At 66.8% G+C, this 21,199-nt stretch carries 22 protein-coding genes; 12 read left to right on the top strand and 10 right to left on the bottom strand.

Going from position 1 to position 21,199, the window contains the following annotated elements; all coding sequences use genetic code 11:
• Position 1: 1 nt before the first annotated feature.
• Positions 2-523 (top strand): GNAT family N-acetyltransferase, encoded by a 522-nt coding sequence (locus BOS5A_RS05855; RefSeq protein WP_151954222.1) that lies wholly within the window; start codon positions 2-4, stop codon positions 521-523.
• Positions 524-629: 106 nt separating this feature from the next.
• Here the strand turns inward: BOS5A_RS05855 and BOS5A_RS05860 are convergent, their stop codons facing one another.
• From BOS5A_RS05860 to purM, 4 genes are all read right to left on the bottom strand, one after another.
• Positions 630-1,223, bottom strand: coding sequence for a hypothetical protein (locus tag BOS5A_RS05860; RefSeq protein ID WP_151954223.1), 594 nt, complete (start codon positions 1,221-1,223; stop codon positions 630-632).
• Positions 1,220-1,585 (bottom strand): MmcQ/YjbR family DNA-binding protein, encoded by a 366-nt coding sequence (locus BOS5A_RS05865; RefSeq protein ID WP_151954224.1) that lies wholly within the window; start codon positions 1,583-1,585, stop codon positions 1,220-1,222. The genes BOS5A_RS05860 and BOS5A_RS05865 overlap by 4 nt, the downstream gene beginning before the upstream one ends.
• Positions 1,563-2,135 (bottom strand): phosphoribosylglycinamide formyltransferase, encoded by a 573-nt coding sequence (gene purN / locus BOS5A_RS05870; protein ID WP_151954225.1) that lies wholly within the window; start codon positions 2,133-2,135, stop codon positions 1,563-1,565. Before purN ends, BOS5A_RS05865 begins: the two co-directional genes overlap by 23 nt.
• Before the next feature lie 69 nt (positions 2,136-2,204).
• Positions 2,205-3,311 carry a phosphoribosylformylglycinamidine cyclo-ligase gene (gene purM / locus BOS5A_RS05875; RefSeq protein WP_151954226.1) on the bottom strand — a complete coding sequence of 369 codons (1,107 nt, stop codon included), beginning with the start codon at positions 3,309-3,311 and terminating at the stop codon, positions 2,205-2,207.
• A 63-nt stretch (positions 3,312-3,374) separates the two neighbouring features.
• On the opposite strand from purM, the gene BOS5A_RS05880 reads away from it, so the two are divergent.
• From BOS5A_RS05880 to BOS5A_RS05895, 4 genes are read left to right on the top strand one after another with little or no spacing between them, the layout of a single operon-like run.
• Positions 3,375-4,613 carry a heavy-metal-associated domain-containing protein gene (locus BOS5A_RS05880; protein ID WP_151954227.1) on the top strand — a complete coding sequence of 413 codons (1,239 nt, stop codon included), beginning with the start codon at positions 3,375-3,377 and terminating at the stop codon, positions 4,611-4,613.
• The gene (locus BOS5A_RS05885; RefSeq protein WP_151954228.1) at positions 4,610-5,227 is read left to right on the top strand and encodes an HdaA/DnaA family protein; all 618 of its coding nucleotides are present in this window, start codon (positions 4,610-4,612) and stop codon (positions 5,225-5,227) included. Before BOS5A_RS05880 ends, BOS5A_RS05885 begins: the two co-directional genes overlap by 4 nt.
• A 1-nt stretch (position 5,228) precedes the next feature.
• The gene (locus BOS5A_RS05890; RefSeq protein WP_151954229.1) at positions 5,229-7,409 is read left to right on the top strand and encodes an RNA degradosome polyphosphate kinase; all 2,181 of its coding nucleotides are present in this window, start codon (positions 5,229-5,231) and stop codon (positions 7,407-7,409) included.
• Positions 7,366-8,913, top strand: coding sequence for a Ppx/GppA family phosphatase (locus BOS5A_RS05895; RefSeq protein WP_151954230.1), 1,548 nt, complete (start codon positions 7,366-7,368; stop codon positions 8,911-8,913). Before BOS5A_RS05890 ends, BOS5A_RS05895 begins: the two co-directional genes overlap by 44 nt.
• A gap of 3 nt (positions 8,914-8,916) precedes the next feature.
• Here the strand turns inward: BOS5A_RS05895 and BOS5A_RS05900 are convergent, their stop codons facing one another.
• Positions 8,917-9,204 (bottom strand): I78 family peptidase inhibitor, encoded by a 288-nt coding sequence (locus tag BOS5A_RS05900; RefSeq protein WP_151954231.1) that lies wholly within the window; start codon positions 9,202-9,204, stop codon positions 8,917-8,919.
• Entirely contained in the window at positions 9,201-10,373 is a 1,173-nt protein-coding gene (rnd, locus tag BOS5A_RS05905) for a ribonuclease D (protein ID WP_151954232.1), read from the bottom strand. The genes BOS5A_RS05900 and rnd overlap by 4 nt, the downstream gene beginning before the upstream one ends.
• A 165-nt stretch (positions 10,374-10,538) precedes the next feature.
• Between rnd and aspS the strand changes: the two genes are divergently transcribed.
• Together aspS and BOS5A_RS05915 are read left to right on the top strand one after the other, a co-directional pair.
• Positions 10,539-12,332, top strand: coding sequence for an aspartate--tRNA ligase (gene aspS / locus BOS5A_RS05910; RefSeq protein WP_151954233.1), 1,794 nt, complete (start codon positions 10,539-10,541; stop codon positions 12,330-12,332).
• A 77-nt stretch (positions 12,333-12,409) separates the two neighbouring features.
• Positions 12,410-13,186, top strand: coding sequence for a polyphosphate kinase 2 family protein (locus BOS5A_RS05915; RefSeq protein WP_151954234.1), 777 nt, complete (start codon positions 12,410-12,412; stop codon positions 13,184-13,186).
• Between the two features lie 140 nt (positions 13,187-13,326).
• On the opposite strand, the gene BOS5A_RS05920 is transcribed toward BOS5A_RS05915, so the two are convergent.
• A complete protein-coding gene (locus BOS5A_RS05920; RefSeq protein ID WP_151954235.1) occupies positions 13,327-13,956 on the bottom strand; it encodes a carbonic anhydrase in 630 nt (209 codons plus the stop codon).
• A gap of 137 nt (positions 13,957-14,093) precedes the next feature.
• Here BOS5A_RS05920 and lipA point away from each other — a divergent pair, with 137 nt between their 5' ends.
• Together lipA and BOS5A_RS05930 are read left to right on the top strand one after the other, a co-directional pair.
• Positions 14,094-15,014 (top strand): lipoyl synthase, encoded by a 921-nt coding sequence (lipA, locus tag BOS5A_RS05925; protein WP_199857229.1) that lies wholly within the window; start codon positions 14,094-14,096, stop codon positions 15,012-15,014.
• Complete coding sequence (locus tag BOS5A_RS05930; protein ID WP_151954236.1) at positions 15,014-15,493, top strand: type II toxin-antitoxin system RatA family toxin; 480 nt, start codon at positions 15,014-15,016, stop codon at positions 15,491-15,493. Before lipA ends, BOS5A_RS05930 begins: the two co-directional genes overlap by 1 nt.
• On the opposite strand, the gene BOS5A_RS05935 is transcribed toward BOS5A_RS05930, so the two are convergent.
• From BOS5A_RS05935 to BOS5A_RS05945, 3 genes are read right to left on the bottom strand one after another with little or no spacing between them, the layout of a single operon-like run.
• Positions 15,433-15,957, bottom strand: a complete 525-nt coding sequence (locus BOS5A_RS05935; RefSeq protein WP_151954237.1) for a CinA family protein — start codon at positions 15,955-15,957, stop codon at positions 15,433-15,435. The genes BOS5A_RS05930 and BOS5A_RS05935 overlap by 61 nt on opposite strands.
• Positions 15,954-16,490, bottom strand: coding sequence for a hypothetical protein (locus BOS5A_RS05940; RefSeq protein WP_151954238.1), 537 nt, complete (start codon positions 16,488-16,490; stop codon positions 15,954-15,956). Before BOS5A_RS05940 ends, BOS5A_RS05935 begins: the two co-directional genes overlap by 4 nt.
• The gene (locus tag BOS5A_RS05945) at positions 16,487-17,614 is read right to left on the bottom strand and encodes a bifunctional 2-C-methyl-D-erythritol 4-phosphate cytidylyltransferase/2-C-methyl-D-erythritol 2,4-cyclodiphosphate synthase (protein ID WP_151954239.1); all 1,128 of its coding nucleotides are present in this window, start codon (positions 17,612-17,614) and stop codon (positions 16,487-16,489) included. Before BOS5A_RS05945 ends, BOS5A_RS05940 begins: the two co-directional genes overlap by 4 nt.
• Before the next feature lie 73 nt (positions 17,615-17,687).
• On the opposite strand from BOS5A_RS05945, the gene dusB reads away from it, so the two are divergent.
• The 3 genes from dusB to ntrC all read left to right on the top strand — a co-directional run bounded on the left by dusB (position 17,688) and on the right by ntrC (position 21,181).
• A complete protein-coding gene (gene dusB, locus BOS5A_RS05950) occupies positions 17,688-18,686 on the top strand; it encodes a tRNA dihydrouridine synthase DusB (RefSeq protein WP_151954240.1) in 999 nt (332 codons plus the stop codon).
• Positions 18,687-18,753: 67 nt separating this feature from the next.
• Positions 18,754-19,752: a two-component system sensor histidine kinase NtrB gene (locus tag BOS5A_RS05955; protein WP_151954536.1), complete on the top strand. Its 999-nt coding sequence runs from the start codon at positions 18,754-18,756 to the stop codon at positions 19,750-19,752.
• 10 nt (positions 19,753-19,762) lie between these two features.
• A complete protein-coding gene (gene ntrC / locus BOS5A_RS05960) occupies positions 19,763-21,181 on the top strand; it encodes a nitrogen regulation protein NR(I) (RefSeq protein ID WP_151954241.1) in 1,419 nt (472 codons plus the stop codon).
• Positions 21,182-21,199 lie beyond the last annotated feature (18 nt).

Below are 21,199 nucleotides of genomic sequence, written 5' to 3' on the forward strand. Positions count from 1 at the left end.
GATGACGATGTGGCGGCTGCGGCGGGCGGGCGAGGGGGACGCTCCCGCGCTCGCGATGGTCGCAGCCGCCAGCTTTCTCGAGACGTTCGCCGGCATCCTTAAAGGACCGGACATCATCGCCCACTGCGCGCGCAAGAGCTCGCCCGCGCAATTTTCTGCCTGGGCGCAGGATGCGGGAAGCGCGCTGACGCTGGCGGAGCATCCGGATGGCGCTGCGCCGGTAGGCTACACCGTGCTCTCCGTCCCAGATTTTCCCATCCCGACGACCTCCGACGATATCGAACTGCGCCGCATCTACGCGCTGTCGCTAACCCGCGGGACCGGGATCGGCGCTGCGCTGATGGCACGCGCGATCGACGATGCGCGGGCGCTAGGCAAGACGCGGCTGTTGCTCGGCGTGCTCGGCGCCAACCGCCGCGCGCGCGATTTCTACGAGCGGCAGGGCTTCACGCTTGCGGGCGAACGCCAGTTCCTGGTCGGAGAAAGCCTGTTCGACGACGTGATCTACGCGCGCGACCTTTGAGAAGCGTACTTTCATCAATCACTGCCGTTTGTGCTGATCGAAGTCGAAGCACGTCGTCTCGCATGCCCTTCGACTGCGCTCAGGGCGAACGGTTGTCAGGGAGTTTTCAGGCCGGCGGCGTCCACATCCGGTCAAGCGCAGCCGCGTTGCCGCTACGGTCCCGCAAACGCAACGCCTCCAGCTTCAGCGAACGGCCCCGCAGGATACGGCCTTCGGTTCGCCAGATGATGTCGTAGATCGCAGCGCCGGTTCTCTTCGTATCGCCGTCCCAATAGATGACCCGCACCAGCGCCGGCAGCTTGCCGGTCTGCGCATCGGGGCCGTTGTCCGTCGCTTTCAAAAGCGCATCGCGAAAGGCGCCGCTGTCGATCACCGGCTCCACCGGCTGCTGCGTCGGCACCCCGAGCGCTTTGGGGAAGGTGACCGTCACATCGGCGATCTCGTGCCGCGTATCGCGCAGCCGCAGGCGGTCCCCGCCATTTTCGACCGTAGCGACCAACGCAATCCGCGAGTCGACGCGCTCTTCCTGCGCAGCGGCGGAGGCCTTCTCGAGCGCGGCATCGCGGCGCTCGCTCCAGCTGTTCCACAGCGTCAGCGCGGCGATGAGGACGCCCGCGACCGCGACGACTTCGGCCAAGCTGATCCAGCGTCGGCGGGTGGCGGCGGCCTCGGCGCGCTCGGCGGGGGTTTCGTCGGTCATCGCCCGCCGGCCTCAAGCAGGCGCATGGGGGCGGCAAGCTCCCAGCTCCGCGCGATGCGATCCTCGACGAGCGGCCAATCGACATCGCCGGCAAGATTGACCCCGACCCATCCTGACGGGCCGAGATACGCAGGGCGGCTATAGGTCTCCGGCGCGGCCTCGATGAGCATCGCCTGCTCGTCGACGCCGCTCGTCTTCACGCACACGACGTGAAGGCCATCGCCGTGATGATCGTCGCGGACCTGCGCGAACTGCTTGCCGGCGACGAAGAAAGTCGGCTGGCCGTGGCTGACGCGCTCTTCCGTTTCGGGCAGCGCGAGTGCCGCCGCGCGGACGGTCTCAAGCGGGGTTGGGTCGCTCATTGGCAACGAACTCCTTCAAAACGCGCGGATATAACGCATGTTCGGCCGCGAGGACTCGCGCCGCGAGTATCTCGGGTGTGTCGCCGGGCTCGATCGGTACCTCGGCCTGACCGAGCACCGCGCCCCCATCGAGCTCTTCGGTCACGACATGCACCGAGCATCCGGCAACCGCATCGCCGGCCGCGATCGCACGGGCATGGGTGTCGAGGCCCTTGTATCGGGGCAACAGCGACGGGTGGATATTGACGATCCGGCCGCGCCACCGTGCGACGAAATCGTCGGACAGCAGCCGCATATAGCCGGCGAGCGCGATGATTTCGACGCCCGCTTCGCGCAGCGCCGCATCGATCTGCGCTTCATACCCGGCCTTGCCGATGCCTTTTGGCGACAGCGCGAAGGTGGCGATCCCTCGCGACTTCGCCCATGCGAGCCCGGGCGCGTCGGGCTTGTCGGACGCGACGAGCGCGACGTCGTAGCCGTCCGCCCGCTCGACAAGCGCCATCATGTTCGATCCGCGGCCGGAAATGAGGATGCCGATCCTTCTATTCATGCGGTGCCCGATGTGCCCCCGCGAAGGCGGGGACCCAGACTGGGTTCCCGCCTACGCGGGAACACATTGCTAAGCATGATGCGTCGCGCTCCAATCATCCCGCGCGCTCCAGGTTTCAGCCGAACCCTTCACGGTGCACCCGCGCGGCCCCGCCTCGATCGCGCCCATCCGGAACACCATCTCACCCGCGGCTTCAAGTTCCGTCGCGACCGAATCCGCCGCGCCCGCTGCAACGACGATAGCCATCCCGATCCCGCAATTGAACGTGCGCGCCATTTCCTCCGGCTCGATCGTCCCTTGCGCCTGCAGGAACGCCATCAGTCGCGGCTGCGGCCAGGCATCGGCGTCTACGACCGCGTGCGTATCGATCGGCAGGACGCGCGGGATATTCTCGAGCAATCCGCCGCCAGTGATATGCGCCATGCCCTTGATCCGCTTGGCGCGGATGAGCGGCAGCAAGCTTTTCACATAGATGCGCGTCGGCGCCATCAAATGGTCGATCAGCAGCCGGTCAGCATCGAACAGCGCCGGCCGGTCGAGCTTCCAGCCCTTGTCTGCGGCCAGCCGCCGGACGAGCGAGAAGCCGTTGGAATGCACCCCCGACGATGCGAGCCCGAGGATCACGTCGCCCGCCGCTATCTCTGCCCCGGTCAGCACCTGATCGCGTTCGACCGCTCCGACGCAGAAGCCGGCAAGGTCGTAGTCGCCGTCCGCGTACATCCCCGGCATCTCCGCGGTCTCGCCGCCGATCAGCGCGCAGCCGGCGTCGCGGCAGCCTTCGGCGATCGAGGCGACGACGCTTTCGGCCACGGCGGTATCGAGCTTGCCGGTCGCGTAATAGTCCAGGAAAAACAGCGGCTCCGCGCCCTGCACGATCAGGTCGTTGGCGCACATCGCGACGAGATCGATGCCGACGCCCGCATGACGATCCCATTCGATGGCGAGCTTCAGCTTCGTGCCGACGCCGTCATTCGCCGCGACCAGGAGCGGATCGGTGAAACCCGCTGCCTTCAGATCGAAGAACCCGCCGAACCCGCCGAGATCGGCATCGGTGCCGGCGCGCCGCGTCGATTTGGCGAGCGGACCGATCGCGCGGACGAGCGCATTGCCAGCGGCGATGGAAACCCCCGCCTTGGCATAGGTGTAAGAGGCGGGATGGGGCTGTTCGTCGCTCATGCGCAGATCGCCTAGCCATATCGCGCTTGGATTTCCACGCCTGCTTCGCCAAAAGGCTTGCCGATGCGTCTTCGTACTCCCGTCCTCGCCCTTGCCACCGCCGCACTCGCGTTCGGCGGGGCCGCCGTCATGGCGCAGATCGAAGGTGGTAGCCGCGGCGTCGCGCCGATCGATTCCTCCGGCAATTTCGAGGTTTCGGGCGTGACGGTCGATACCTCCGGCAAGAGCGCGGACGCCGCCCGCTATGCCGGCTGGCGGCTGGCGCAACGCAAGGCGTGGGTGCAGCTTTCGAACCGGCTTGGCGCGGGCGGCGGGCTGGTATCCGACGGCACGCTCGATTCGCTCGTCTCCGCGGTCGTCGTCGAGAACGAGCAGATCGGCCCCAACCGCTATATCGCCAAGCTCGGCGTGCTGTTCGACCGCGACCGCGCCGGCAGCATCCTGGGCGTCGTCGGCACCGTGAACCGGTCGGCCGCGATGGTCGTCATCCCCGTGCAATGGTCCGGCGGCGTCGGCCAGGTGTTCGAACAGCGCAGCGACTGGCAGGAGGCCTGGGCACGCTATCGCACGGGCAACAGCACGATCGACTATGTCCGCCCTGTGGGCACCGGCCCCGATCCGCTCCTGCTGAACGTCGGCCAGACCGAACGGCCGGGTCGCGGCTGGTGGCGCACCGTCCTCGATCAATATGGCGCGTCGGACGTGCTGATCCCGGTTGTCACGCTCTATCGCCAGTGGCCGGGCGGTCCGATCGTCGGCGTGTTCCAGGCGCGACAAGGTCCGGACAACCGCAAGCTCGCGCAGTTCGTGCTGAAAGTGAATAGCGCCGCGGGTTTGCCCGCGCTGCTCGATGCGGGGGTGAAGCGGATCGACGAGACCTATCAGGCGGCGCTGTCGCGGGGCCTCATCCGTGCCGATCCGGGGCTGATGTATCGCACACCCGAACCGACCCCCACGCCGACCGCCTTGCCGACCGATCTGCCGGCAGCCGTCACGACGACGGCCGCGACCGCGACGACGGCGTTCACGGTGCAGTTCGATACGCCCGACGTCGGTGCGGTCACCGCGACGGAAGGCGCGTTGCTGGGCATTCCGGGCGTATCCTCGGCATCGACGAGCAGCCTCGCGCTTGGCGGCATATCGCTGATGCGGGTCGGTTATGCGGGAGCGCCCGAAGCGCTGCGCGCGGCGCTGGAGGCGCGGGGCTGGCAGGTGCTCGGTTCCGGCACGACGCTACGCATCCGGCGCGGCCCGGCACCGCAGCCGCGGCCCACGCCAACGGGCACGCCGACCGCCGGATGACGCAGATCGGCCTCCCGTTCGCGTGGCCCGCGAGCCCGAGCGACGACGAATTCCTGGTGACCCCTTCCAACGCGCGCGCGGCACACACGCTGGAGCATTGGGGTGCATGGCCGGTGATGACCGCCATCCTCACCGGTCCGCGCAAATCGGGGCGCAGCCTGCTTGCGCGCATTTTCGCAGGGAAAAGTGGCGGCAGCATCGTCGATGACGCGCAGGCGCGTGATGAGGAACAGCTGTTCCACGCGTGGAACCGCGCACAAGCCGATCGCAAGCCGCTGGTGATGGTCGCTGATGTAGCGCCGCCAGAGTGGGCTGTGCGGCTCCCCGATCTGCGCTCCCGCCTCGCCGCGTGTCCGATCGCGACGATCGGTGCGCCCGACGATGCGCTGATGCACGCGCTGCTCGAGCGGCAGTTCGCGCGCAGGGGACTGGATGCCCGTCCCGACCTGCTCGACTGGCTCGTCGCTCGGATAGAGCGTAATCACGTCGCACTGATGCGCACCGTCGATCTGCTCGACCAGGAAGTGCTCGAACGCCGCAAACGGCTTTCCATTCCGTTTGCGCGGAGCGTGTTGGCGGAAGCCGCGTTGATCGAACCGAAACCGGAGACCTGAAGTGACCCGCCCCGTCCACATCGCCCGCGCCGTCATCGAGGATGACGACGATCCGTTCGAGGGCGAATCGGCGGAGCGTTACTTCAATCGCGAACTGTCGTGGCTCGCCTTCAACCGCCGCGTACTGGAGGAGGCGTGCAACGAGGCGCACCCTTTGCTCGAGCGCCTGCGTTTCCTGTCGATCTCCGGGTCCAATCTCGACGAGTTCTTCATGGTCCGCGTCGCCGGGCTGAAGGGCCAGCAGATGCAGGACGTCGATGCGCTGTCCGACGATGGGCTCACGCCCTCCCAGCAACTCGCCGCGATTACGCGGGAGGCGGATGCGCTGCTCGCCAGCCAGCAGGAGGTATGGCGGGACATCCGCCACGCGCTGGTCGAACAGGGCATCCAGGTGCTCGGCAGCCGCGTGATCGACGAGCGGCTCGAGGTGTCGGACGTGGCGTGGCTGGAAACGCATTTCCGGGAACAGCTTTTCCCGATCCTGACCCCGCAGGCGCTCGATCCGGCGCACCCGTTTCCGTTCCTGCCCAACAAGGGGCTGGCGGTGATGTTCGATCTTGAGCGGCTGTCCGATCAGGAGCCGATCCGCGAGCTGGTGATGCTCCCCTCCGCGATGCCGCGCTTCGTCCGCCTCCCGGGCGAAAAGGCGCGCTACGTCGCGATCGAATCGGTGCTGAAGCGGTTTTCGGGGATGCTGTTCCCCGGCTATGACGTGAAGGGCGCGGCCGAGTTCCGCGTGTTGCGCGACAGCGATATCGAGATCGAGGAAGAGGCGGAGGATCTCGTCCGCTACTTCGCCAACGCGATCAAACGGCGCAGGCGCGGCCGGGTCATCCGGCTGGAGCTGGAAACCGGCATGCCCGAAACGCTCGCCTCGGCGCTGCGCGAGGAGCTGGGCGGCAGCGACGCGATCATCACCGAATCGGGCGCCTTTCTCGGCATTGGCGATCTCGACGTGATCGTCGACGAGGACCGCCCCGACCTGAAATTCCCGCCCTTCACCGCGCGCTTCCCTGAACGCATCCGCGAATTCGGGGGCGATTGCTTTGCGGCGATCCGGGCGAAGGACATCGTCGTCCACCACCCCTATGAGACGTTCGACGTCGTGCTCGCCTTCCTGAAACAGGCCGCCGCCGACCCGGACGTGGTCGCGATCAAGCAGACGCTCTACCGCGCGGGGAAGCAGTCCGCGGTCATCAACGCTCTCATCGCCGCGGCCGAGGCCGGCAAGTCGGTAACGGCGGTAGTCGAGTTGAAGGCACGCTTCGACGAGGAGCAGAACCTCATGTGGGCCTCCGCGCTGGAGCGTGCGGGGGTGCAGGTCGTCTACGGATTCATCGACTGGAAGACCCACGCCAAGGTCTCGATGGTGGTGCGGCGCGAAGGCGGGCAGTTCCGCAGCTACTGCCATTTCGGCACGGGCAACTATCATCCGGTCACCGCGCGCATCTACACCGACCTGAGCTTCTTCACCGCCGATCCGCGCTGCGGGCGCGATGCGGCGAAGATGTTCAACTACATCACCGGCTATGTCGAGCCGCAGGGCATGGAGCTGGTTAGCCTGTCGCCCAAATCGCTGCGCAAGGAACTGATCGCGCGGATCGATGCGGAGATCGCCTTTGTGCGCGAGGGCAAGCCCGGCGCAATCTGGGCGAAGATGAACAGCCTCGTCGATCCCGCGATCATCGAGAAGCTGTACGAGGCGAGCGGCGCGGGGGTCGAGATCGACCTCATCATTCGCGGCATCTGCTGCCTGCGCCCCGGCGTGGAAGGGTTGTCGGACCGTATCCGCGTGAAGTCGGTGATCGGCCGCTTCCTCGAACACAGCCGGATCGCCGCGTTCGGCAACGGTGCCGCTTTGCCCAACGACGATGCCAAGGTCTTCATCTCGTCGGCTGACTGGATGCCGCGCAACTTCGATCGTCGCGTCGAATATATGCTGCCGATCGAGAACGAGACGGTCCACGATCAGGTGCTCGATCAGGTCATGGTCGCCAACCTCATCGACAACGAGCAGAGCTGGGAACTGAAGCCGGACGGCAGCTATGTTCGCGTCCAGCCGGGTGACAAACCGTTCAATCTCCATCGGTATTTCATGACCAATCCGTCGCTGTCCGGGCGCGGTGCGGCGCTGGAGGATGGCGGCGAGGTGCCGACGCTTTCGCTGCGACGCCGTGGTTGATCTTTCGCTGGCTCGGATCGTGCGATCGCGCGCGCCGGTTGCGGCCGGCCAACAGCCGCGCACGGCGATCATCGACATCGGATCGAATTCGATCCGCCTCGTCGTCTATCAGGGGCCGGCGCGGTTGCCGGCGATCCTCTTCAACGAAAAGGTGCTGGCGGGGCTCGGGCGATCGCTCGCCCAGACGGGCCGAATCGACGGACCTTCGATGCGGATGGCGGAAACCGCGCTCGTCCGGTTCGCAGCGCTCGCCCGCGAGATGGAGGCGGACGTCATCCGGACGGTGGCGACCGCGGCCGTGCGCGATGCCGCGAACGGCAAGGCGCTGATTGCTGTGGCCAACGCCGCCGGGTTGACGGTGGAACTGTTGTCGGGCGAGGATGAAGCGATCGGCGCGGGGCGCGGGGTCATCTCCGCCATCCCGAACGCGGATGGAATCGTCGGCGACCTTGGCGGCGGCAGCCTGGAACTGGTCCGGGTGCGGAACGGAGAAGTCGGGGAACGTGCATCGTTTCCGCTTGGCGTGCTGCGAATCGCCGCCATCCGCGCGGGCACGCAGGGCGCACTCGATCGTCGTGTGGCAAAGCTGCTGAAGGACGCGGGGTGGCTGGGGGCGGGGCGGGGACTGCCGCTCTATCTCGTCGGCGGATCGTGGCGCGCGCTTGCCCGGCTCGACATGCACGCGGTCGGCTATCCGCTGCCGATCATCCATGGCTATCCCATGCCGCCTGAAACGATCGCGCGACTGGGGCGCACGCTTTCACACGTCGCGAAGGGCAAGCTGAAGGGAATATCGGGCCTATCCTCGGGACGGATCCCGACGCTGGGCAACGCGACCGCGCTGCTCTCGGTCCTGCTGAAGCATCTGAAGTCGAGCACGACGATCACATCTGCATACGGCTTGCGCGAGGGCCTGCTGTTCGGCGCGCTCGACGCCGCGACGCAGCGGCAAGATCCGTTGATCGTCGCCGCGCGCGACGAGGGCGCCCGGTCGGGCCGCTTTCCGGAACATGGCGATCTGCTCGATCGCTGGATCGCGCCGCTGTTCGAGCGCGAGACGGCGGCGGACGCGCGGCTGCGCCACGCCGCGTGCCTGCTCGCCGATGTGGGCTGGCGCGCGAACCCCGAATATCGCGCGGAACGCGGCGTGGAGATCGCGCTCCACGGCAATTGGGTAGCGATCGACGCGCGGGGTCGCGCCATGCTGGCGCAGGCGCTCCACACCAGCCTTGGCGGTGGTGCGCCATCGCCCGAGCCGATTCCTGCACTTGCGAGCGGCGACGATCTTGTGCGCGCCCATGGCTGGGGGCTGGCGATGCGTTTGGGGCAGCGCCTCAGCGGAGGGCTGGCGGGTCCGCTCCAGCGCTCGCACCTGGCCGATGACGGCACGGCATTGACGCTGCACCTGGCTGGAGACGACCTCTCATTCTACGGGGAAACCGTCGCGAAACGTCACGCGGCACTCGCCGCGGCGCTCGGCCGGACGCCGATCGTCACCTCCTGACGCTTACCCGCAAGTGAAGCCGGTGACGACGTTCTTCAGGTCCATCTTCACGTTGAGCCGATCGACCCGGTAATCCATCGTCATCGCGGTGTCGGGATGAAGCCAGCGGATCGTTCGCGCGCCCGATCGGCGCAACGCCTCCGTCGCAAGGGTCGCGTCCGCCGGCTTGCCGATGAGATCGCCGATCGCGCTCGCATCGCAGCGGACGCCGCCCGGCATCGGCTCGGGCGCGGGGGTCGCGGCGGCGCAGCCGATGAGCGCGAGTGGGGTGAGCGCGGCCAGAGCCTTCATGCGTCCTCCGTCCGGGTCATCTTGAGCTTGCCGCCTTTCACTGCAAAGCCAAGCCGTCCCTCGACAAGATCGAGCGCATCCCGCCCGAACTGGTCGAACCGCCAGCCATCCAGCATCGACAGCCCGTCGCGCTGGCCGGCGGCGAGAAGCTCCAGTTCGTCGCTGCGGGCGAGCAGGCGAGGCGCGACATCGATGTCGCGCGCGCGGATTTTCAGAAGCAGCTTCAGCAGATCGGCGACGAGCGCGCCTTCCTTGCCGAGACCGGGCTTGCGATCCTCGCGCGGCGGCAACTCGTCCGCATCGAGCGGTTTCGCGGCTTCGATCGCCGCCATCAGCCTTCCGCCGATATCGTTGTGCGCCCAGGTCGCCGAAAGCCCGCGCACCTTGGCGAGATCGGCCTGCTTCTTGGGCGGATGGCCGGCGAGATCGGCGAGAGTCTCGTCCTTGACGATGCGGCCGCGCGGCAGGTCCTTGCCCCGCGCTTCCAGCTCGCGCCACCGCGCGATCGCCTTCAACCGGCCGAGCACGTCGGGCTTGCGGCCTGAAATCCGCACGCGCTTCCAGGCGAGGTCGGGGTCGTTTGCATAATTCAGCGGATCGCCGAGCCGCTCCATCTCATGGTCCAGCCACGCGCCGCGGCCGGTCTTGCGCAGCCGTTCGAGCATTCTGGGGAAAATCTTCGCCAGATGGGTTACGTCACCGATGGCATATTCGATCTGGCGCGCATCGAGCGGACGGCGGCTCCAGTCGGTGAAGCGCGCGCCCTTGTCGATCTGGATTCCCAGCCAGCTGTCGACGAGGTTCGAATAGCCGATCTGCTCGCCTTGCCCCAGCGCCATCGCCGCCACCTGCGTGTCGAACAGCGGGTGCGGGGTCGTGCCGGTCAGGTTGTAGATGATTTCCAGATCCTGCCCGCCGGCATGGAAGACCTTCAGCACATCCTCGTTCGCGACCATCAGCTCGAGCAGCGGGGCGAGGTCGAGTCCCGGCGCCATCGGGTCGATCGCCGCTGCCTCGTTCACGTCGGCGATCTGGATGAGGCAGAGCTCGGGCCAATAGGTGCTCTCCCGCATGAACTCGGTATCGATGCAGACGAAGTCCGCCCGGGCGAGCCGGGTGCAGAGATTGGCGAGGGTCGCGCTGTCGGTAATCAAGGGGTGTACGTGCATCGCCAAGCCCATAGACGCACCCGCGCGCCTTGACAAAGTGACGAGTGGAGAAGAAGCGCAGCGCCTTCTTTCCTCGTCATCCTCGCGTAGGCGGGGATCCAGAGTCACATGCGTGGTGCTCGGAACTCTGGGTTCCCGCCTGCGCGGGAACACGGAATGTTAGCCATGCACGCCTACCGCACCCATACCTGCGCCGCGCTGACCGCCGCCCAAGTCGGCGACACCGTCCGGCTGTCCGGCTGGGTCCACCGCAAGCGCGACCATGGCGGCGTGCTCTTTCTCGATCTGCGCGACCATTACGGCATCACCCAGATCGTCGCCGACAGCGATTCGCCCGCGCTCGCCGCGCTGGAGGCGATCCGCGCCGAATCGGTCGTGACGATCGACGGCGTCGTCAAGAAGCGCTCCGACGCGACGATCAACCCGAACCTGCCGACCGGTGAGATCGAGGTCTTCGCCCAGGGTGTCACCGTCCAGAGCGCGGCGCAGGAACTGCCTATGCCGGTCGCGGGCGAGGCGGAATATCCCGAGGATATCCGCCTGCGCTACCGCTTCCTCGACCTGCGGCGCGAGCGGCTCCACGCCAACATCCTGCTGCGCTCCAACGTCATCACCTCGCTTCGCCGCCGCATGATCGACCAGGGTTTCACAGAGTTCCAGACCCCGATCCTGACCGCCTCCAGCCCCGAGGGCGCGCGCGACTATCTCGTTCCCAGCCGCGTCCACCCCGGCAAATTCTACGCGCTCCCCCAGGCGCCGCAGATGTTCAAGCAGCTGTTGATGGTCGCGGGCTTCGACCGCTATTTCCAGATCGCCCCCTGCTTCCGCGACGAGGACGCCCGCGCTGACCGTAGCCCAGGCGAGTTCTATCAGCTCGATTTCGAGATGAGCTATGTCACGCAGGACGACGTGTTCGCCGCGATCGAACCCGTGCTCCACGGCGTCTTCGAGGAATTTGCGAACTGGCAGGGGAAAGGGCGCACTGTCTCGGCGCTGCCCTTCAAGCGCATCCCCTATCGCGAATCGATGCTGAAATACGGCAACGACAAGCCCGATCTGCGTAACCCGATCCTGATCTCCGACGTCAGCGATCACTTCAAGGGGTCGGGTTTCGGCCGCTTCGCATTGATCGTCGAAGCCGGCGACGTCGTCCGTGCGATTCCTGCGCCGGGTACCGCCGAGAAGAGCCGCAAGTTCTTCGACGACATGAACGCCTGGGCGCAAGGCGAAGGCTTTGCCGGCCTCGGCTACGCGACCCGCAAAGGCGGCGAGTGGGGCGGCCCGATCGCCAAGAATCACGGCGAGGACAAGATGTCGGCGATGGCCGACGCGCTCGGCCTCGGCCCCGACGACGGCCTGTTCTTCGCCGCGGGCAAGGAAGCGCAGGCGGCCAAGCTCGCCGGTCTCGCCCGCACGCGCGTCGCCGAGCAACTCAACCTCATCGACGAGAAGCGCTTCGAATTCTGCTGGATCGTCGATTTCCCGATGTTCGAATATGACGAGGACGCCAAGAAGATCGATTTCAGCCACAACCCCTTCTCGATGCCGCAGGGCGAGATGGAAGCGCTGGGAACCAAGGACCCGCTCGATATCCTCGCCTATCAATATGACATCGTCTGCAACGGCGTGGAGCTGTCGTCGGGCGCGATCCGGAACCACCGGCCGGAGATCATGTACAAGGCGTTCGAGATTGCGGGTTACACGCAGGCCGAGGTCGACACGAACTTTGCGGGCATGATCAATGCGTTCAAATACGGCGCGCCCCCCCACGGCGGCTCCGCACCCGGGGTCGATCGCATCGTCATGCTGCTGGCGGACGAACCCAACATCCGCGAGGTCATCGTCTTCCCGATGACGCAGAAGGCGGAGGACCTGATGATGGGCGCGCCGAACTTCGCGACGGCGAAGCAGCTGAAGGAGCTCAACCTGCGCTCGACGGCAGAGGTGACCAAGGCTTGAATGGATCCCCGCGAAGGCGGGGATCCAGCCTGGACTCACGCCTTCGCGGGCGTGCATTATTGCGCTAAGATCGCGCCATGACCATCGATCTGAACGACTTCGAATCCGGCAAGAAGTACAAGGGCAAATATGCCGACGATCTTGCCGAGCTTCAGACCCGGCTCGAGCATATCCAGGTCGCCCACATCGTCCGCCACCGCGCCGCGGTCGTCATGCTCGAAGGGTGGGATGCGGCCGGGAAGGGCGGCATCATCCAGCGGATGACCGCCGAGTGGGACCAGCGCAATTACGAGGTGTATCCGATCGCGGCGCCCAGCAGGGAGGAGCTTGCGCACGATTTCCTCTGGCGTTTCCGCACGCGGCTGCCCGAACCCGGCAACATCGCCGTCTTCGACCGCAGCTGGTATGGCCGGGTCCTCGTCGAGCGGGTCGAGGGCTATGCCACCCGCCCGCAGTGGAAGCGTGCCTATGATCAGATCAACCGCTTCGAAGCCAAGCTGATCGAAAGCGGGACGACGCTGGTGAAGCTGTTCGTCCATGTGAGCCAGAAGGAGCAGGACAAGCGGCTGAAGGCGCGGCTCGACGATCCGTGGAAACGCTGGAAGACCGGCCTCGACGACTATCGCAACCGGGCGAAGCGCCCCGAATATCTCGCCGCGATGCACGGCATGTTCGAGCAGACTGACACGCCCGGGGCGCCGTGGCACGTCATCGATGGCGACAACAAGAAGGCAGCCCGCATCGCCGCGCTTTCCATCGTGGCCGACGCGCTGGAAGCGCAGGTTTCGATGGAGCCGCCCGAGATCAACCCCGAAGTGGAAACGGTCGCGCGCGCTGCGTTCAAGACGCGCTAACGGTTTCACGGCAGCGTCGATTTGCGTGGACTGCGGACCGAACGATCCTGGGCGCCTGGGAATGCCCCGAAAAAATGCCGCGCAAATGCAAGCTCTTCACCCCGCGTGGAGCTGGAGCGGGGCACAAGGCCCCGCACCCTTTACGCTGGCGAAAAGACGCCCCCGTCGTCCATTACGTGGAGATTGCCATCGGCGATCGCGAAATAGGCGCCGCGAAGCTTGAGCGCCCCTGAGTCCACCGCGCTGCGGACGAAGGGGAAGGTTTCAAGATTCTCGATCGACGTCCGGACCGCCTCCATCTCCATTTCGCGCGACGCGTCCGGCCCGTCGCCGTGCGACGCCTTCACCTTGTCGCGCGCCTCATCGAGGATGCTGACCCAGTCGGCGATAAAGCCGCCTTCGCCGGGCGCTGCGTCCTTGAAGGCGTTGCTGAGTGCCGCCGCGCAGCCGCCGCACGCGCCGTGACCCATGACGAGGACTTCCTCGACCTTGAGCTTCGTCACAGCAAATTCCAGCGCGGCGGAAACGCCGTGGCGGCCACCGCCGGTTTCATAGGGCGGGACGAGCGCCGCGACATTGCGCACGACGAAGATTTCGCCCGGCAGCGTGTCGAATATCTGCGCCGGATCGACCCGACTGTCCGAGCACGCGATGACCATGACCTTGGGGCTCTGGCCGTCCTTCAACTCCGCCCAGCGTTCGCGCTGCCGGCGGTAATCGGCGGAGCGGAAACGATGATAGCCGTCCACGAGGTCGGAAAAATCGGTCATGTCGTCCTCTTGTTGAGTTCGTCGCGGCCTTGTGGCCACGATCTTGCTCTACATCAACCGAGCCGCCTGATGGCGGTTCCACTATGACAGCGGCGCGACCATTGTTTCATGCGCCGCGCGGGGCTATCTGCGCCGCCATGAACGAGATGACACCGCTCGCGCCGCGCTCGCGCGAACGCAAGCCCGACTGGATTCGCGTCAAGGCGCCGACCAGCGTCGGTTTCGCCGAGACCAAGGCGATGATGCGCCGGCTGAACCTGAATACGGTGTGCGAAGAGGCGGCCTGTCCGAACATCGGCGAGTGCTGGACGAAGAAGCACGCGACGGTGATGATCCTGGGGGACACCTGCACCCGCGCCTGCGCCTTTTGCAATGTGAAGACGGGCATGCCGCGCGCGGTGGATGCGCTGGAGCCGCAGCATACCGCGGATGCCGCCGCCGAGCTCGGTCTCGAACATATCGTCATTACCTCGGTCGATCGCGATGATCTCCCCGATGGCGGCGCGTCGCAGTTCGTGAAGGTGATCGAGGCGTTGCGCCGCACGACGCCGTCCACCACGATCGAGATCCTGACGCCCGATTTCCGCAACAAAAGCCAGGCCGCGGTCGAATCGATCGTCGCGGCGCGACCCGACGTCTATAATCACAACCTCGAAACCGTCCCGCGTCTCTATCCGACGATCCGGCCGGGCGCGCGCTATTATGCGTCGCTACGCCTGCTGGAGAGTGTGAAGCGCCACGATCCGTCGATCTTCACCAAGTCGGGCGTGATGCTCGGGCTGGGCGAGGAGCGGCTGGAAATCCACCAGGTCATGGACGACATGCGAAGCGCCGACATCGATTTCCTGACGATGGGGCAATATCTGCAGCCGACGCCGCGTCACGCGAAGGTCGCCGAGTTCGTGACCCCCAAGGCGTTCGATGCGTATGCCGGGATCGCACGCGCCAAGGGTTTCCTGCTGGTCGCATCCTCGCCGCTGACGCGATCGAGCTATCACGCTGGCGACGACTTCGCGAAGCTGCGCGCGGCGCGCGAGAGGCAACTCGCCCGCGTCTGATGCCAAAGCACGCCGAAACGCGCCGGATGCCCTATACGGCCGAGCAGATGTTCGATCTGGTCGCCGACGTGAAGCGCTATGCCGAGTTCCTGCCCTGGGTCAGCGCGATGCGGGTGCGTGAGGATAGCGAAACCCAGACGCTCGCCGACATGATCGTCGGTTTCAAGGGCCTGCGCGAAACCTTCACCTCGCGCGTCGAGAAGCAGCGACCGGACCATATCCGCGTCGACTATGTCGACGGGCCGATGAAATATCTGCACAACGACTGGCATTTCCGCCCGGATGGTGACGGATGCTTCGTCGATTTCGCGGTCGATTTCCAGTTCAAGAACCGCATGTTCGAAATGCTCGCGGGTCAGGTCTTCGGGCTGGCGCTGCGCAAGATGATCGGCGCGTTCGAGCAACGCGCGGCGCAGCTTTACGGGGCGGGCGTGGCCGGAACAGGCAGCAATAATTCGAGCGCCACCAGCGCCGCCTGAAGGCGTACGCTGCCGCGCCCGATCTCGCCGAAGTGCTTCTTGTCGGCGATGACGTCCTGCGGATCGCCGCCGCGTTCTGCGCGCGCGAAGACGACCGTGCCGACCGGCTTCTTCTCCGTGCCGCCACCCGGTCCAGCGACCCCGGTGATCGCCACCGCGACGTCGGCATCGGACTGCTCGATCGCGCCCTGCGCCATCGCCCAGGCGACCGCGATCGAGACGGCGCCAAAGGTGTCGATCACGTCCGCGCTGACGTTCAGCAGCTTGCGCTTCGTCGCGTTCGAATAGGTGATGAAGCCGGCCTCAAGCACGTCGGACGATCCGGGGATCTCCGTGAGTGCGGCGCTGACGAGCCCTCCGGTGCAGCTTTCCGCGACCGCCACCCGGCGACCGGCCGCACGGTTTTCCTCCACCACGCGGCGCGCGAGCGCGACGAGTTCGGCGGGAAGAACGGAATAGGTCATCGCGTGCCCCTGGTGCAGACGGGAAGATCGGGCACGTCCGCGACCGCGCCGTTCCCCTTCGCCTTTTCCGCCTTCAGATATTGCAGGGTCGTTACCACGATCCCCGCGGTGTTGCGCGGCGGTAGCGGTTCGAGCAGGGAAACGAGCCGGTCGATCGTGCCGCAGTCGTTGGTCGCGATCCGCCCGACGAGCAGCGGCACGAGGAGCGAAGTCAGCATCGGCCGCGCAAAATCGGACTGGAGCAGCATTTCCATGGCCGGATCGCTGAGTTTCACGACCGCCAGCTTGGCGGCGGGCCACGCCGCATCGGCGGCCGCGTCGTAACGTTGCAGGAAGGCGCTTTGCGGTCTGCGGACCAGGCTCGTGGCGGGAAGCGTCGCAGCGCAGATCTGCCCGGTCTGGCGGATGAGGTCGGGCATCGCGACGAGCGCGATCGACTCAGCTTCGGCGCTGGTCAGGCAGGCGGCGCTCGCCTGTGCAGGCACGGCGACGCTCATCAGAGCGGCGGCAAGCGCGAAAACCGCGCGCCTCACGCCTGCCACCCCGGCAGACGGATCGTCGCGATCGCCTGTGCGGCAATGCCTTCGCCGCGGCCGGTAAAGCCGAGCTTCTCGGTCGTCGTCGCCTTCACGCTTACGCGCTCCTCCGCGATATTCAGGATCGCCGCGATCCGCCGCCGCATCGCCTCGCGGTGCGGCCCGATCTTCGGCGCTTCGCACATCAGCGTCAGGTCGATGAACCCGATCTGGCCGCCCCGATCCCGCACCAGCGTGGCGGCATGGGCGAGGAACTGGTCGGACGCAGCGCCTTTCCACTGCGGATCGCTGGGAGGAAAATGCTGGCCGATATCGCCGGCCGCGATCGTGCCGAGCAGCGCGTCGGTGATCGCATGCAGCGCGACGTCGGCGTCGCTGTGGCCGGACAAGCCCTGCGTGTGCGGGATCAGGACGCCGCCCAGCCACAGCTCTTCGCCATCTTCGAGCCGGTGCACATCGAGGCCGCTCGCCGAGCGGGTTTCCCAGTCGATCCGCGCTTCCGCCACCGCGAAATCCTCAGCGTAAGTGATCTTTTCGAGCATGGGATCGCCCTGCACGAGCGCGATCGATCCGCCAAGCGCGCGCACCATCTGCGCATCGTCGGTGGCGTCGCGACCGGCGGGCCAGGCCGCATGGGCGGCACGCAAGACTTCGGTGCGGAATGCCTGCGGGGTCTGGATACGGTAGAGATCGTGCCGATCAACGAGCGTGCCGTCACCACGGCTGAGCGTATCGGCGACGGGAAGCGCCGGGACCGCGCCGTCGTCGATCGCGATCGCGGCGAGCAGCCGGTCGATGACCGCGCGCGAAAGGAGCGGGCGCGCCGCATCGTGGACCAAGACGCGCGCTGCATCCCCAGCCGCGTCCAGCCCCGCCCGCACCGAATCGAGCCGCGTCGCGCCGCCCGAAACGCTCTTCCATCCATCGGGCAGGCGGGCGGTTTCCTCCTCGGCTACGATGACGATGACGTCGTCGATCAGCGGATGCGATGCGAGCGCGGCATGGCTCCAGGCGATGACCGGGCGGCCGCCCAGCGTCTGGAACTGCTTGGGAACCGATCCGCCGGTGCGTTCGCCGCGGCCGGCGGCGACGATCAGGGCGACGGTCTTCGCGGAGGTCATGCGCGCGCCCTACCGCAAGGCTTCTACCTTGCCAATCGCGTGGCTTTCGCGTAGCTGCCCGTTTTTCAGGCATATGACGAAACTCGCTCCCATCCAGGTCGGTCCCGTGCGGATCGAGCAGCCCGTCGTGCTGGCGCCGATGACCGGCGTCACCGACATGCCGTTCCGCACGCTCGTCCGCCGCTATGGCTCGGGCTTGAACGTCACCGAGATGATCGCGAGCCAGGCCGCGATCCGCGAGACGCGCCAGTCGCTGCAGAAGGCGGCGTGGCATCCGCTGGAGGAACCGGTGTCGATGCAACTCGTCGGCTGCACGCCCTATGAAATGGGGGAGGCGGCGCGGCTGGCGGAGGATCGTGGTGCTGCGATCATCGACATCAACATGGGCTGTCCGGTCCGCAAGGTCACCAACGGTGATGCCGGCTCTGCATTGATGCGCGACCTGAAGCTCGCCGCCGCGATCGTCGAGGGCGTCTCGAAGGCGGTCACCGCACCTGTCACGCTGAAGATGCGGATGGGCTGGTGCCACGACAGTCTGAATGCGCCCGAACTCGCGCGCATCGCCGAGGATCTGGGCGTGAAGCTCGTCACCGTCCATGGTCGCACCCGCAACCAGATGTATAAGGGATCGGCCGACTGGCGGTTCGTGCGCTCGGTCAAGGATGCCGTCTCGATCCCGGTCATCGTCAACGGCGATATCTGTTCGATCGAGGATGCCGAGGCGGCGCTGGAACAGTCCGGCGCCGACGGGCTGATGATCGGCCGCGGCGCCTATGGCCGGCCGTGGCTGCTCGGGCAGGTCATGGAATGGCTGGCGAGCGGGCGGCGCGTCGCCGATCCCGATCTGGACGAGCAATACCGCGTCATTGCCGAACATTACGAGGCAATGCTGGAGCATTACGGCCCCGTCACCGGGGTGAACATGGCCCGCAAGCATATCGGCTGGTACACCAGGGGGCTGAATGGATCGGCCGATTTCCGCAACCGCGTGAACCAGGAACCCGAGGCGAAGGTGGTGAAGGCGATGCTCGCCGAATTCTACGCCCCCTGGCGCCACGCCGCGGCGGCATGATGCGCCTGGCGTGACCGTCGACGCGCCCGACTTCGCCGATCTCGTCGCGAGCCTGCCGCTCGCCGTGATGCTCGTCGATCCCGCCGGCCGCGTGACCCTGACCAATGCCGCTTGCGAGCAGCTGCTGAACGCATCGGAACGCGCGGTCATCGGCGCGGCGGTCGATTCGCTGCTGACCCTGACGGAGGAAACCGATCCACGTGAGGGGCGGACCTTCGCCGCCTTCGATACCGAGATCGAGACACCGCGCGCCGGCCGCCTGCGGGTGGACTTTGCCGACACGTTGCTGGCGGATCACCCCGGCTGGCGGCTCGTCACCCTGCACCATGCCGCCCATTCGCGCCGGCTCGGCGTCGCGGCCGAGCGCGCGGCTGCGGCGCGGTCTGCGGTGGGCGCCGCGGCGATGCTGGCGCATGAGATCAAGAACCCGCTCTCGGGTATCCGCGGCGCGGCGCAGCTTATCGCGGACGGCGCCGAAGCGGGTGAACTCACGCGGCTCATCATCACCGAGGTGGACCGGGTGGCGGCACTCATCGACCGGATGGAGGATTTCACTGATACACGTCCCCCATCCTTGCGTGCGACCAATATCTATCCGCTGCTCGCCCACGCCCGTGATGTCGCGCTGGCGGGCTTTGCGCGCGGCATCGCGATCGAGGAACGGTTCGATCCCTCGCTTCCCGCAGCGCTTGTCGATGGCGATGCGCTGCTGCAGGTCATCCTGAATCTCCTGAAGAATGCGGCGACCGCGCTCGGCGCGATCGGTGAGCGGCGGATCGTGCTGACGACTGCCTATCGCCACGGCATGGCGGTTGCCGCAGCGCCCGGCCGTCCGCGCCAGCCGCTGCCGATCGAGATCTGCGTCATGGATACCGGCCCGGGCGCGCCGGAGGATATCGCCGAGCATCTTTTCGACCCGTTCGTGTCGAGCCGGCCGGAAGGCAAGGGGCTCGGCCTCGCGCTCGTCGACAAGCTGGTGCGCGACATGGGGGGAATCGTCCAATATTCGCGCGAAGGACATCCGCACATGACCGTGTTTCGCCTGCTCCTGCCCCGCGCATTCTGAGAGTCTACGCATGAGCGCCGACATCCTCCTGTGCGACGACGATGCCGCGATCCGCACGGTCGTGGCGCAGGCGTTGCGTCGCGCTGGGCACAGCGTGCGCGCGGTGACGAAGTTGGCGGAACTCGACCGCGCGCTTTCCGAACGCGTCCCCGACGTGGTGGTGACCGATGTGGTGCTGCCCGATGGTGACGGGCTCGACCGGGCGGCGGCCTTGTCGCGGGACCTGCCCGATCTGCCGATCGTCATCCTGTCGGCGCGTAATACGCTGAGCACCGCCGTGCGCGCGGCGGAGGCGGGGGCGTATGAATATCTGCCAAAGCCCTTCGACCTCGAAACGCTCGCGCGCACCGTCAGCGCTGCACTTGCGCGCAAGGGCGGCACCCCCGCAGGCGACGATCTGGAGGAGGACCGCGCACTGCCGCTCATCGGTCGATCGCCGGCGATGCAGGAGGTCTACCGCATCATCGCCCGCGTCGTCTCGAACGACCTGACGGTGCTGATTTCGGGCGAGTCGGGAACGGGCAAGGAACTGGTCGCGCGCGCGTTCCATGAACTGGGCGCGCGCCGCGCGGCGCCGTTCGTTGCGATCAACATGGCGGCGATCCCGCGCGATCTGATCGAGGCGGAGCTGTTCGGGCACGAACGCGGCGCCTTCACTGGCGCCGCGCAGCGCACGGCCGGACGGTTCGAGCAGGCGGCGGGCGGCACGCTGTTCCTCGATGAGATCGGCGACATGCCAATCGAGGCACAGACCCGGCTGCTGCGCGTCCTCCAGTCGGGCGAGTTCACCACTGTCGGCGGCTCGCGCACGATCCGGGCCGATGTGCGCATCGTCGCCGCCACCAACCGCGACCTCACGCAGTCTGTTGCGGACGGGCGGTTTCGCGAGGACCTGTTCTACCGATTGAACGTCGTGCCCGTCGCGCTCCCGGCGTTGCGCGAGCGGCGGCAGGATATCGCGCTGCTCGCGCGGCACTTTCTCGATCGCGCGGCAGAACAGGGGCTGCCGCGCAAGGCGCTCGATGCGGCCGCGATCGCGACGCTGGAGGCCTATGACTGGCCCGGCAATGTCCGGGAACTCGAAAACCTCATGCGCCGCCTCGCTGCGCTCTCGCGCGACGAGACGATCGGGCAGGGCGATGTTGCGGCGATTCTCGGCGCGGCGGGTGCGGCTTCTTCAGGCGGGGACGTGTCGATCGACGCAGCCGTCCGCCTGCTGGTCGATCGCCTCGCGCGCGAGGCGCCGGCGGCGCTCGACGACGGCACCCTCTACGACCGCGTGGTGGCGGCAGCGGAACGACCGCTGATCGAAGCGATGCTGGTGCGCCACGCCGGCAACCAGCTCCGTGTCGCGCGCGCGATCGGCATCAACCGGAACACGCTTCGGAAACGCCTCGATGATCTCGGCATCGAGCCACAGCGTCGGTGACGCGTTAAGAATATGTGT

This window comes from Sphingomonas sp. EC-HK361, from assembly GCF_902498785.1.
GTDB lineage: Bacteria > Pseudomonadota > Alphaproteobacteria > Sphingomonadales > Sphingomonadaceae > Sphingomonas.